15 protein-coding genes and 1 pseudogene are annotated in these 12945 nt (G+C 34.0%); 9 read left to right on the top strand and 7 right to left on the bottom strand.

Annotated elements, in window-relative coordinates:
• Positions 1–400 precede the first annotated feature (400 nt).
• The 4 genes and pseudogenes from SAGCYANO_RS34480 to csx7 form a co-directional block, all read left to right on the top strand.
• The gene (locus tag SAGCYANO_RS34480; protein ID WP_202224171.1) at positions 401–1567 is read left to right on the top strand and encodes a putative CRISPR-associated protein; all 1167 of its coding nucleotides are present in this window, start codon (positions 401–403) and stop codon (positions 1565–1567) included.
• Positions 1568–1569: 2 nt separating this feature from the next.
• Positions 1570–1818 (top strand): RAMP superfamily CRISPR-associated protein, encoded by a 249-nt coding sequence (locus SAGCYANO_RS46310; protein ID WP_237396974.1) that lies wholly within the window; start codon positions 1570–1572, stop codon positions 1816–1818.
• 25 nt (positions 1819–1843) lie between these two features.
• Entirely contained in the window at positions 1844–1984 is a 141-nt protein-coding gene (locus tag SAGCYANO_RS46305; RefSeq protein WP_237396973.1) for a hypothetical protein, read from the top strand.
• A gap of 43 nt (positions 1985–2027) precedes the next feature.
• Positions 2028–2477, top strand: a pseudogene (csx7, locus tag SAGCYANO_RS46300) (CRISPR-associated RAMP protein Csx7); the annotation flags it as partial.
• A gap of 313 nt (positions 2478–2790) precedes the next feature.
• Here csx7 and SAGCYANO_RS48440 read toward each other — a convergent pair.
• From SAGCYANO_RS48440 to SAGCYANO_RS48420, 5 genes are all read right to left on the bottom strand, one after another.
• A complete protein-coding gene (locus tag SAGCYANO_RS48440; RefSeq protein WP_255502824.1) occupies positions 2791–2913 on the bottom strand; it encodes a hypothetical protein in 123 nt (40 codons plus the stop codon).
• A gap of 25 nt (positions 2914–2938) precedes the next feature.
• Positions 2939–3061 (bottom strand): hypothetical protein, encoded by a 123-nt coding sequence (locus tag SAGCYANO_RS48435; protein ID WP_255502824.1) that lies wholly within the window; start codon positions 3059–3061, stop codon positions 2939–2941.
• 25 nt (positions 3062–3086) lie between these two features.
• Positions 3087–3218 carry a hypothetical protein gene (locus SAGCYANO_RS48430; RefSeq protein ID WP_255502826.1) on the bottom strand — a complete coding sequence of 44 codons (132 nt, stop codon included), beginning with the start codon at positions 3216–3218 and terminating at the stop codon, positions 3087–3089.
• 16 nt (positions 3219–3234) lie between these two features.
• On the bottom strand, positions 3235–3366 hold the full coding sequence (locus SAGCYANO_RS48425) for a hypothetical protein (protein ID WP_255502825.1): 132 nt from the start codon (positions 3364–3366) through the stop codon (positions 3235–3237).
• Positions 3367–3678: 312 nt separating this feature from the next.
• Entirely contained in the window at positions 3679–3801 is a 123-nt protein-coding gene (locus SAGCYANO_RS48420; protein WP_255502824.1) for a hypothetical protein, read from the bottom strand.
• Between the two features lie 87 nt (positions 3802–3888).
• On the opposite strand from SAGCYANO_RS48420, the gene SAGCYANO_RS34460 reads away from it, so the two are divergent.
• The 4 genes from SAGCYANO_RS34460 (at position 3889) to SAGCYANO_RS34445 (ending at position 7070) form a co-directional block, all read left to right on the top strand.
• On the top strand, positions 3889–4851 hold the full coding sequence (locus SAGCYANO_RS34460; RefSeq protein ID WP_202224168.1) for an RAMP superfamily CRISPR-associated protein: 963 nt from the start codon (positions 3889–3891) through the stop codon (positions 4849–4851).
• Entirely contained in the window at positions 4848–5300 is a 453-nt protein-coding gene (locus SAGCYANO_RS34455; RefSeq protein ID WP_202224167.1) for a hypothetical protein, read from the top strand. The genes SAGCYANO_RS34460 and SAGCYANO_RS34455 overlap by 4 nt, the downstream gene beginning before the upstream one ends.
• 133 nt (positions 5301–5433) lie before the next feature.
• Positions 5434–6501 carry an RAMP superfamily CRISPR-associated protein gene (locus tag SAGCYANO_RS34450; protein ID WP_202224166.1) on the top strand — a complete coding sequence of 356 codons (1068 nt, stop codon included), beginning with the start codon at positions 5434–5436 and terminating at the stop codon, positions 6499–6501.
• Entirely contained in the window at positions 6501–7070 is a 570-nt protein-coding gene (locus SAGCYANO_RS34445) for a hypothetical protein (protein WP_202224165.1), read from the top strand. The genes SAGCYANO_RS34450 and SAGCYANO_RS34445 overlap by 1 nt, the downstream gene beginning before the upstream one ends.
• A gap of 290 nt (positions 7071–7360) precedes the next feature.
• Here SAGCYANO_RS34445 and SAGCYANO_RS49665 read toward each other — a convergent pair whose 3' ends face one another.
• Positions 7361–9193 (bottom strand): PQQ-dependent sugar dehydrogenase, encoded by a 1833-nt coding sequence (locus SAGCYANO_RS49665; protein ID WP_202224164.1) that lies wholly within the window; start codon positions 9191–9193, stop codon positions 7361–7363.
• Between the two features lie 555 nt (positions 9194–9748).
• The gene (locus SAGCYANO_RS48415) at positions 9749–9883 is read right to left on the bottom strand and encodes a hypothetical protein (RefSeq protein ID WP_255502823.1); all 135 of its coding nucleotides are present in this window, start codon (positions 9881–9883) and stop codon (positions 9749–9751) included.
• Positions 9884–10331: 448 nt separating this feature from the next.
• Here SAGCYANO_RS48415 and SAGCYANO_RS34435 point away from each other — a divergent pair, with 448 nt between their 5' ends.
• Positions 10332–12521 (top strand): serine/threonine-protein kinase, encoded by a 2190-nt coding sequence (locus SAGCYANO_RS34435; RefSeq protein WP_202224163.1) that lies wholly within the window; start codon positions 10332–10334, stop codon positions 12519–12521.
• The last annotated feature ends 424 nt before the right edge of the window (positions 12522–12945 follow it).

Raw genomic sequence — 12945 nt, 5'->3', positions numbered from 1 at the left:
GGGGAGTAGGGTAGGGACGCTGCATAAGGGCGTCCGTACGGGAGAATTTTTTGGCCCAACTCAGCAGCAAAAATGCGCTCCTTTTTGAGCATGAAGAGCTGAAAACAAAGGTATTACAGACCTAAAAAGGCTAAAACCTTTATTTGTAAATGCTTTTAGATTTAATCAGCAAACCCTAATTATTCGATTTTGACACATTTAGAAATCGCTTATAAATTGAAGGAAAACTTTCTGGGTTGCCAGTAAATTTTAGATGCGTGACTTGACCGTATTGCTCAAATACTGGTTTGGTCAAGATCAAGAAACAGAATTATTTGGAGAAAGAAAGGTCAATAATAAAAAAACAGATATAAAAATTAAACCAGCTTTAAATAGATTTAATAGGAGGTAATCAAAAACTATGGCTAGATTAGTAATTTCAACAGTTGGTACAAGTTTATTAACTAATCAAATTAAAAACAGTGAAAAAAAATTGAGTTCTCGGTTGCGAGATACTGCCAACTCTACAGAAAATGAAATAGGAGAAGATGTTCAAGATATAATTTTTAAAATGGAAAGGAGGGCTAAAAAAATACTCACTGGAGGTAATATTCTGGAAATTCAAGAAGCTAGTGCAGAATTAAATGGTATTTATGAGTTATATGACAGAAACTTGGAAGAAGGAAAAGAGGATATTCACTGGTTAATTGCTACTAATACATACCAAGGAAGGAAAACTGCTAAAATAGTCAGAGATTTTTTAGTTAAACAAGGAATTACTAAGACACATATTTTTCCTGAATCAGGTTCTAATTTTTCCACAAAAAATACCTATGTATTTTCTCAAGGTATTGCGAAAATAATACGTTGGATAGAGGAGCGTGAAAATGAACATAAACTAAAAAATGATTCCCCAGCCAAAATAGTATTTAATTTGGTAGGTGGATTTAAAGCTATTCAGGGATATATGAATACTATAGGGATGTTTTATGCAGATGAAATAATCTACATATTTGAAGGATCAAATCAATTAATTAGAATACCAAAACTTCCTATTGAAATTAAATTACCAGAAGGGAGTAAAGACTATAAAGTACCTTTAGCAATGATGGCTCATGGACAAGTATCAAATTCTTGGAAAGAAGCTCAAAAAGTTCCTAAAGAGTGGGTTGATGTTACTGAAAAAGAAATGACTTTATCAGCTTGGGGGCAGTTAGTTTATCAGCAATGTAAGGAAGAGTTATTTTCTTCTGAAAGATTGTTAGATTTTCCTTGGTTACATTATCAAGATAGTTTTTGTGATGATTATGAAAACATTACAGATAAGACAGAAAAAGTTCAGTTACATAAAAAGTTAGCTGAAGTTTCATATAGGTTAAAAGAGTCTAATGGTGATACAAGTGTCTTGCGTGATAATGATTTAAAATATAGTCCCTACAAAGGAATAAAAGATAAAGATATCTACCATTTTTATATAAATATGTCTTTACGAGTTAGTTGTAAAAAGATGGAAAATGGCAAATTAAGTTTGCGATATTATGGCGATCACCCTCATGTACAAGGAAAAGAATTAAAGAAGAAAAAATAACTATGTTTGACACATTTAAAAATCGCTTAGAAATAGAAGGAACACTTAAAACTGTCACTGCATTACGCATAGGTGCAGCACGTTCCACCGAACCCATCGGTTCAGACTTACCTGTTGTCAAAGACGTACTCGGACAACCTCTAATTCCTGGTTCCAGTTTCAAAGGTGCATTGCGCTCCCGTCTCGAAAGTTTCCTCAGAGGTATTCTGGGAAGCAACCCCCCGTTTAGTTGCCAACCCCGCAGTCAATGAGGAATGGTCTATCACAGCAGAGCAAATGAAAGAACTAAAAGAAAAACACACTAAAATTGCTCAACAGAAAAAAGAGTACAACAAAGATGTGGAACTAACAGCAGAAATTTTGAAAAAAACAGACCTCATTTCCCACCTTTTCGGTTCCCCCCTGGGTTGCCAGTAAATTTCAGGTACGCGACCTAACCGTATTACCCGACTACTGGTTCGGTCAATATCAAGAAAGAGACGGAGTAGCGATCGACCGAGACACCGAAACTGCAGCAGATGGAAAACTCTATGACTTTCAAGTGGTTCCCGGAGGAACACCTTTTTTATTTAAAGCAGTTGTCGAAAATGCTGAAGAGTGGGAGTTAGGTTTATTGATAGTCGGTTTGCATCAGTTTGAGACCGAACAAATACCACTAGGGGGTGGGCGATCGCGTGGTTTAGGTGTCGTGAAGCTGGAAATTGAAAATATGAAGTGGTTTGACATGAGTGATAAACAAGACCCGAACAAAACTGACCCCCAGAAATTAATTAAGTATTTGAAAGAATTAGTTGGTGGTGAAAATATTTCTTTTGTTGATGGAAAAGAACTGAAAGATAATTGGGTACAAGCATTAATTAATCATCTTGAACAAAAAATTATTCCCACTGCTGAAGTAGAGAAAAAGTAGGTTGGGTTAAGCGATAGCGCAACCCAACAAATATATTGAGCAGGGGAGTTGGGGAGTTGGGGAAAAGTAAACATAAGCTGATTTTATTCTTGAGGCAAAATTTCACCTTAGTAGACTTTATTCTTGGTAAAATTTAACATGGTGAATACTCCCATATTTCTGATTTTAAATAATCCGTATATCCGTGGCAAAATCCGTGTCTATATCTGTTGGGTTTCCTTACTCAACCAAACCTACAAAAATATAAGTAAGTTTTAAGTAAACTTGATTATTGGTAAAATTTAACATGGTGAACACTCCCATATTTCTGATTTTAAATCATCCGTATATCCGTGGCAAAATCCGTGTCTATATCTGTTGGGTTTCCTTCCTCAACCAAACCTACAAAAATATAAGTAAGTTTTAAGTCAACTTGATTATTGGTAAAATTTAACATGGTGAACACTCCCATATTTCTGATTTTAAATCATCCGTATATCCGTGGCAAAATCCGTGTCTATATCTGTTGGGTTTCCTTCCTCAACCAAACCTACAAAAATATAAGTAAGTTTTAAGTCAACTTGATTATTGGTAAAATTTAACATGGTGAACACTCCCATATTTCTGATTTTAAATCATCCGTATATCCGTGGCAAAATCCGTGTCTATATCTGTTGGGTTTCCTTCCTCAACCAAACCTACAAAAATATAAGTAAGTTTTAAGTCAACTTGATTATTGGTAAAATTTAATATGGTGAACACTCCCATATTTCTGATTTTAAATCATCCGTATATCCGTGGCAAAATCCGTGTCTATATCTGTTGGGTTTCCTTCCTCAACCAAACCTACAAAAATATAAGTAAGTTTTAAGTAAACTTGATTATTGGTAAAATTTAATATGGTGAACACTCCCATATTTCTGATTTTAAATAATCCGTATATCCGTGGCAAAATCCGTGTCTATATCTGTTGGGTTTCCTTACTCAACCCAACCTACAAAAATATAAGTAAGTTTTAAGTAAACTTGATTATTGGTAAAATTTAATATGGTGAACACTCCCATATTTCTGATTTTAAATAATCCGTATATCCGTGGCAAAATCCGTGTCTATATCTGTTGGGTTTCCTTACTCAACCCAACCTACAAAAATATAAGTAAGTTTTAAGTAAACTTGATTATTGGTAAAATTTAATATGGTGAACACTCCCATATTTCTGATTTTAAATCATCCGTATATCCGTGGCAAAATCCGTGTCTATATCTGTTGGGTTTCCTTCCTCAACCAAACCTACAAAAATATAAGTAAGTTTTAAGTCAACTTGATTATTGGTAAAATTTAACATGGTGAACACTCCCATATTTCTGATTTTAAATAATCCGTATATCCGTGGCAAAATCCGTGTCTGTACTCAAAATTAAAAATAATAATTATGCACAAAAAATTTGTTAATCATTGCACCATTGATATTAATTTAATTCCCGACGGACCAATTTTAATTAAGTCTGGTAGACAAGGTGCTGACCCCACAAAACCTGATATGGAATTTGTTGAAACTTACTATCAAGGGAAGCGATCGCTCTATTTACCAGGAAGTAGTTTAAAAGGTGCTATTCGCGCCCATTCTGAAAGAATTGTTAGAACAGTTGGCAGGGAAAATAGAGATAAAAATAATCCTGACATTCTTTGGGCAAGTAATCCTTTAAATGAACGCCAATATGACTACTTAAAAAGCTTATCTAGTACGGATCAAATTTATCGGCAATCATCTTTTACAGACCAGATGTTTGGTAGTACCTTTATTGCTAGTCGTGTCAGAATAGAAGATGCTTATCCTACCGAAATTAACCAATTAAAAATAGAGGAAAGAAATGGCGTGGCAATTGATAGAGTATTTGGTTCTGCAAAACCTGGTGCTTTGTTTAATTATCAAGTTTGTACTTCTGGAGAATTTAAGACCAAAATTCATTTGAAAAATTTTACATTAGCTCAATTAGGTTTAATTGGTTTAGTATTGAGAGACCTAAATGAAGGTTGGTTTGGCATAGGTTTTGCTAAATCTCGTGGGTTAGGAACTGTTGGAGTTAAATATAATTCCGCCGTTGTAAAATATCCTGGTTGTAAAGTAGAAGAAAACCAAATTTTTACTATTGGGAAAAGTCAAAAATCATGGTCTCATACTTCTTTATTAGGAGCAGGAGAATTTTTCTCAGAAGATGAACCAAATGATTATGGTTTTCCTCAACCAGATCGTACAGAAACTCCTGTCGGTGCTAAACCAATGGACTTAGGATTTGGAGTTGAATTAACTTGGCAAGGAGAGGTAATTCACGATTTATTTATGAGAGCTGTTAAATCTTGGAGCAACCTTTTAGAAGGAGGAAAAGCAGCATGAGTTTTGTGGGAACTAGACAACTAAATTCTGTGGATGAATTAGAGGAATTATTAACTAAAATTTCTCATGAGAATGCAAATAGTTATTATTTCTTGCGCTGGCCTCACAAAGTCAGCGGTATTGTCAAAAATTTACCATCAGAATTTCCTAGCTCAGAAGGACAAATGTTTAACGAAAAATTAGAATTACGCTGGAAAAAAAATCATAAAGGTTATCAAGTTTTAGTTTTGAGTGAAGCTGACTTTATACCTGATTTTCAACCTGTAGGTCCTGATTTTTGCCATAATTTGTATTTGTTGACAATTGCTCAACTATTGAATGACAAATACTTGAGATTATTCAGTTTTTATTTTCATGCCTTGATTCAGCAAAGCCGAAAAACTTGGGAAACTAAAACAATAAGTGCTGTTACTTATTGGAAAAAAATAAAGATAAAAATAAAGATATAGAAACTCGTTTTCCTAGAAAATTTAAAGTTGAACGTGATAACTATAATATAGATATAGCCCAACGTTATTTTATAGATGCTCAAACTGCCACAGTACATTTTGTTGCTTTAACAATTGAAAGTAAATAACAAAAATGCCTAATAATTTATCTAGAGAAATTTCTGTTCCTAAACCCTATAAATTAATCCCCTTTTCTGGCAGGATACCGCACTTAGAACATCCTGCCGGACACGATAAATTTAAACCAGATTATTTGCATGGAACTTTATTTTTAAATCTGACAGTACAGACAGCTTTACACATTTCTACAGGTATAGTTGTTTTAGGTAGTGATGTGGGAAAAAATTCGATTCCTTTGATTAAAACTATGACTCAGGGAATTGATAATAATTTGATAATTCAGGGTAGTTCTCTGAAAGGTTGTATTCGTTCTGTTTATGAGGCAATTACTAATAGCACTTTAGGAGTTATTACCAAAAAATATGATAGTAAAATACCTCAAAAATTTTTGCCACTTACTCATAGAGATAGTTTATGTTCTCTCAAGAAGCTTTGTCCTGCTAGTCGTATATTTGGTGCTATGAATTGGCAAGGTTTGATTGAATTTACAGATGCTAAATGTAAAAAAGTTAGTTCTGTAGGATTTATGCCTTCTTTATATGCTCCTAGACTGGAAATTAATGACGAAAAAGAAAAAAATCCTACCTATTTTAATGAACAAGGCAAAGTTAAAGGTCGAAAATTTTATTACAATACTAACGGGGAAGTTGATAAGGGTAAGAACAAAGGTATCCCTGTAGAGAAAGCTGGAAATCAATATATTTTTACCACTAAATTACAGTTTAAAAATTTCAAACCAGAAGAATTAGGGACTCTATTTATTGTTCTTGGGTTAGACCCTAATTATCCATTTACTCTAAAAGTTGGTGCAGGTAAACCAGTCGGTTTTGGCACAATGAAAATAGAAGTGAGTGAAGCTAATGTGCTGCAAAATAATCAAGATGTGAAAAATCGCTATTCTACTTATAAACCTCCAGAAACTAATAATTTTACTGGAGACGAATTACAGCAATTTATAGAAGAAAAAATTCAATTTGCCCACGAAAGCAATAACAAAATTATCGCTCAAACTTTATTAGAAGGAGTAGCTGAAGTGCTACGTTATCCAACTGACCGCGAACCACCGGAGGGAAATTACTAATGTTTATTAATGATTCTCAAACTGAAAAATTAACAGACGAACAATGGAATGTTGCTCATGCGATCGCCAACAACTTAACTAGAGACAAAACTGATGTAAATGAATTAAATAAAGTTATTTCTTATCTTCATATTTTTATCCATAGAGATAATATAGGTTCTGATTTTTTTGAATATTTAGAAACTTTAGAAAATTATGGAAACGAGATAGGACATAGCGACCAAACTCATAAATATTATGAAAAAATTAAAAGATCCTGCAAAAAATATCTCAAAAAATATGAAAACAAACCTCCAGTAATGTTGACGATTTTAGGTTGGGTATCTCGATTAATGAAATATTACGAGTATTTTCAAAAAACTTATCAATTTCAAGTGGCAGATATTTTGGATGCTCTGGTAATTAAAAAATCTCAGGGTAACTTTGTTACTTATGAAATAGAAGGTATTCCCTATAAAGAAAAAGAAGCAAAAAAATTCGATTTGATTCCTGATAATCAAACTGTCAAAGTTATTATTAAATCTTTGAAGGAAGATGGGAGTATTAATCATATTAAATTTTACAAATAATAACTTTGAGAGGAAGGAGGAAGGAAGAAGGAAGAATATTGCGTTGTCTGAGTTTCAAGCTTTTGATATGTCCTAATATCAATTTAAAAAAAGAATGTTACGAGTAATAGGGGAAATTAAAATACTTTATAGGAGATATCCCTTGGACTAAAAAGATAAATTATGAGCTAAGAAATGATATCAAAGCTATTCATTTTGACTCCTGACTTCCTCTCCTGGGAGGGGTTAGGGGTGGGTTTACTCCTAAGACATAACCTAGTCATTTGTAGCAAATATTTATCAAATTAATATTACTCATTATATTGAATCCTATAAATTCGATTATTCATCTCTTCAGTAAACAACAAACTCCCGTCCGGCAAAACCTCTAAACCAGTCGGACGACCCCAGGTAGTTTCCTCTGAAATATCCAGAAAACCTGTCAAAAAGTCTCGATATTCTCCAGTGGAATTACCATTTCCATCAAAGGGTACAAAAACTAATTTATAACCTGTGGGTTCCTGACGATTCCAACTACCTCTAAATGCCACAAATGCTCCATTTTGATATTCTTCTGGGAAAGTTTTACCATCATAAAATTGAAGTCCTAAAGGAGCAGAATGAGCTTGAAATAATACATCAGGTGTTTGAGTTTCAGCTACTAAATTCGGATTTTCTCCTGCTCTTCTCGGGTCTTCTAAATTAGGTGAGAAATAAGCATAAGGCCAACCATAAAATTCTCCTGATTCTAATCCGGTTAAATAATCAGGAACTAAATCATCTCCTAACCCATCCCGTTCATTGACAGTGGTAAAAAGTTGATTTGTAATTGGATGAAAATCTAAACCCACAGGATTTCTTAAACCAAAAGCAAAAGTTTGTTGATTAGAACCATCTAAATTCATTACTTGAACTGATGCTCTGGGTAATGGTTCTACAGATACATTGGAGAGAGAACCAATAGAAACAAAAAGTTGATTATTGGGAGAAATTGCTAAGTTTCGAGTCCAATGACCTCCTGTTGGTAAGTCTGCTATTTTTTCACCAGTACCATTAATTTCTAAATCCCCAATATTGTAGGGATATCGTACTACTGAATCTGTATTTCCTACATAGAAGTAATCTTCGGTAAAAGCCATGCCAAAAGGTTGATTTAATCCATTTTCTGCATCGGCAAAAACTTGAGAAAAATCGACAGTACCATCACCGTCTGTATCGCGTAATAAACGTATTTGATTGAGTGGTGTTTCTGTTACTAATACATCTCCTGTAGGAGTAACTTCTAACCAACGAGGTCTTTCTAAATTTTCGGCAAAAACATTAACAGTAAATCCATCGGGAACTTGCAAAACTGGATTATCGGGAACAGGAATAATATTGGCAGGATTAGAAGCACTATCAGTAGCAAAAGGTATAGGTAATGAGTCTAGAGAAATACGGATATTTTCTGATAATAATGTTTGAGTTTCTAGAAAACTGCTGTTGCGGTTGTCATTGGATTCTATATCGATAGAAAAAAAGCTATTACTGTCTAATTCTGCAGGTAAAATACCTAAAACTCTACCTATGATGTTTCCCGACTGCCTAATTTTTATCGAAGTATCATTACCTCCAGTCATAGCAGTTTCTATTGTCAAATCATTAACTGTTAAACCCGAAGTTAAACCAAAGCGATCGCCTACTTCAAAATCTGTAATTACATCTGCTTCTTCTGAAAGTACAAAAATATCTACACCTGTTCCTCCAGTCAAAGTATCTATTCCTAAATCTCCATACAAAGTATCATTTCCCGTACCACCAATCAGAAAATCACTTTCTTTTCCTCCTCTTAATATATCGTTTCCCGCATCGCCATGAATCTCATCATTTCCTAAATTTCCACTCAGGAAATCATCATTATCACCACCGAAAATTAAATCTAAATTTTTGCCACCAAATATCGTATCGTTTCCTTGATTTCCATTGATTGTATCATTGCCTTGATTGCCATTAATAATTTCTGCATCTATAGCTCCAATAATTGAGTCATTGCCACTTAAACCAAGTAGACCACCAGGCAAATTGACAAGTAATCCTGGAGTTAGCTGAAAGTTGTCAGACTCAGAGGTTAATTCATAAAAACCGTCGGGAGTTTGCCCACTCATTGTTTTTGGATTTAGTTAAGTTTTTTCTATTTTATAGCAGGGAACAGGGAACAGTGGGAAAAACATTTCCTCTTATTCGGTTCATCATCAGCATAAGTCCTAAACTGCTATAAAAACCAGGTGAAAAGTTCAGAAAAGCTTTCCCAGGTTTTATATCATGTCCGGATAATTAGTCATAAAAAAACTTTCTCCTTCTGTTCTTCTTTGCTTTCCTCCTGACTCCTGACTCCTCCGTCTAAGGTTTTATATCATGTTCGGATAATTAGTGAGAAAAAAACTTTATTGTTGTTGATTAATCAAGGGATCAAACCTAAATTTAGCTCAATATAAAATGCTTTTCAATTAATAGTTAGACAATTGCCATTAAAGCACAATCATAGCTTAATTCACCAACGTCACTTTCTCCTTCTCCTGTTGTTTATTCTTCTTTCTTCCCTCCTGACTCCTGACTCCTGACTCTTCCATTTCGGATAATTAGTCATAAAAAAACTTTCTCCTTATGTTCTTCTTTCTTCCCTCCTGACTCCTGACTCCTGACTCCTTCGTCTCAACTTTTTATTTTGGCATTGAAGAAATACCTTTAAATAATAATATTAATCCCCCAATTAAAATTACTACTGCTAAACCACCACTCAGTAAATCAAGCCAACCACTATTTTCCATAATCAAACTCTGTTTAACTCTTAACAAATCTTATACCATACCTATTTTGTTACAGTCAATACTAACTTAACTAATAATCATTAAAATTTTATTTAATTTACTGGTTATTATGATAATTTGAGTAAATTATGTATACCATAGTATCTATGAGATTTTTATAAAATATTTAAAAAAATAATATATAACAAATCTAAGGAAGAAGCAGTACAAATGTAAGCATTTCCTGCGGAATGCTGCACAAACAGCTATTAGCAGTTAGCTCTTCCTGTAGAATGCTACGCAAACAGCTTTTTAATGAATTAACCAAGTATTTGCTTAACTTCTACTACATTTTGAACAAAGAATTGAAGCACAAGAACAACGAGCTTAAATTGTCCACTAAAGATAATAAAACTGATAGCTGATAGCTGACCGCTGACCGCTAAATGCTTATGTACAAATTCCTATTAAGTATTAAATTTACTAATTTTTTTCTATGAGCTATTGCCTCAACTTACATTGTCAACAACCTCAAAATCCCAAGGATGTAGAATTTTGCCAAACTTGCGGTTCAAAATTGTTACTGCGAGGACATTATCAAGTAATTAAACCTATTGGCAATGGCAGCTTTGGCAGAACTTTTTTAGCAGTGGATTTAGATAGATTTAATACACCTTGCGTAGTCAAACAATTTTTTCCACAAAATCACAACTTAATCTCTACTGAGAAAGCATCAGAATTATTTAAAAGAGAAGCAGAGCAACTATTAAAGTTGGGAGATAATCCTCAAATTCCCACTTTATATGCTTACTTTCAAGAACAAGAAAATCTTTATTTGGTAGAACAATTTATCCCCGGAAAAACTCTTCTCCAAGAATTAGAAGAACAAGGTGTATTTAGCGAGAATAAAATCTGGGAAATCTTATTAGAACTATTGCCATTATTAAAAAATATTCACGAAGAAAAAGTAATTCATAGAGACATAAAACCAGAAAACATATTACGATTTAATACTTCAAAATCACCAGAAAAAAGAAAACATCAATTAGTCTTAATAGATTTTGGCGTTGCCAAACAAAATAGTCAGGATTTTGCCACTGAAATTGGTACTATGACAGGTACATTAGGATATGCTCCAATAGAACAAATACGCGGAGGTAAAGCATATCCAGCTAGTGACCTCTACAGTTTAGGTATGACCTGTATTCACTTGCTAACTCAAACAGCACCTAACCAACTATTTGAGCCATTTAGTGGAGAATTAATCTGGCGATCGCATCTAGTTCAACAAGGAAGAGAAATTAGCGATCGCCTAGAAAAAGTCTTAGATAAATTAGTCAAAGACCTAGTAAAAGAAAGATATCAATCAGCTACAGAATTACTAACAGAAATCTCCCAGACATCAACTCCTAATATTCACCAAAAAACTCAGATTTATCAAGTAGAAAAAAAATCTTTAGCAGAAATACAAACTACTCAAGAAGTCCCCGATAAAGTGCCTCATATTAGTATCATTGTACAAGCAGAAGTAGAAGCATGGAAAAATCGACAAAATGTAGCAGAATCAAATGAATATAAGCTGGGAAAAATATTTCATAACAACATCAATAGCCACTATCAAAGCACTCAAAAATTATCAGAAGAACCACATCTTAACTATCAATCAAAACCACTGAATAACGTCATAGAATTTGAAAAGAAAAAAGCAAATTTATCTTCAACAAAAACAAAAATAAGAAACTATTTAAAACTCTCTCAGTTATGGAAAAGTGTACAAATTATCCAAGAACATAACCTTACTATAAACACCATAGCTATCAGTCCCCACGGTTTTACTTTAATAACTGGCAGCGATGACAAAATAATTAGACTATGGAATCTCAAAACAGGACAACTTTTGCATAAATTTTTAGGTCACACTGCCGAAGTATATACAATAGCTATTACCGCTGATGGTAGAAGAATTTTCAGTGGTGGAGACGATAGAACAATATTAGCTTGGAACTTACAGAAAAAAACAATTGCCGACAGATTTTATAGCCATTTAGGTTCTCCTTATAGTCATGGGGGTGGTGCTATTTTGTCAGTAGCTATTAGTCCTGATAATGAAACTGTAATAAGTGGCAGTGCTGACCATACAATTAAACTTTGGAATCAACGTAATGGAGAATTACTTTGTAGATTACATGAACATTTAGATAAAGTTTTCTGTGTTACTTATGCCAAAGTTAATAATACTGGTACGGCAAAAAATTCTCCTCAAAATCACATTTTTGCTAGTAGTAGTGCTGACAGTTCCATCAAAATTTGGCAAGCAGGAACCTGTGTCAGTCTGAAAACTTTAAGGGGACATTCTGGAGGAGTATATTCAGTTGCTTTTACTTCAGATGCTCAAGCGATCGCTAGTGGTGGTGCAGATCGAACTATAAAACTCTGGGATGTTCGCACAGGTGAGTTACTGAATATATTCAAAGGTCATTCTCGTGCAGTTTTGTCTGTTGCTATTAGTCCCGATAGTCAAATTCTTGCTAGTGGAAGTCTAGATGGTACAGTGAAATTGTGGAATTTGCACACTGGAAAATTATTAGATAGTCTTTGTGGTTACCATCCAGTGCAATTTACTCCAGACGGTCACACTCTAGTTAGTGGCGGTGAAGGAGGTCGGATTTTAATTTGGAAGTTGTAGTAATACTAACAGGACTTACGCAAATTGACTTTGAAACCACCATCTGTAGGTGCGAATGGTATTGGCTAACGCCAAGCTCTGAATGCTGCCTTCGCTGTAGAAGCCATTTGGTATCTTTGCCTGGGTAAAAATAAAAGGCATTGCTGATTCTGGGTATGATTTGATAATTTTGTATTTTTAATTTTGTCTTTTGGATGGTTTGAACTACTTGTTAGTATTAACTGTTCCCTGTTCCCAGTTAAGTGTTCCCTGTTCCTTATTCCCTATAAACCTACTTTCATGCCTTAATTCAGCAATGCCAAATAAAATATATCCAAAGTTTATAGAAGTACGTTACGTTTGCGCGATAGAACTCCGTTCCCCTACGCGAACGCACTTCCACTCACTAATTCTCTTTTCATTTTAATAAGCACCTACGCAGAGC

Source organism: Okeania sp. KiyG1, assembly GCF_014132355.1.
Classification (GTDB): Bacteria; Cyanobacteriota; Cyanobacteriia; order Cyanobacteriales; family Microcoleaceae; genus Okeania.
Note: the sequence above shows the minus strand (reverse complement) of the source record. Positions and strands in the feature narration are given on the sequence as shown.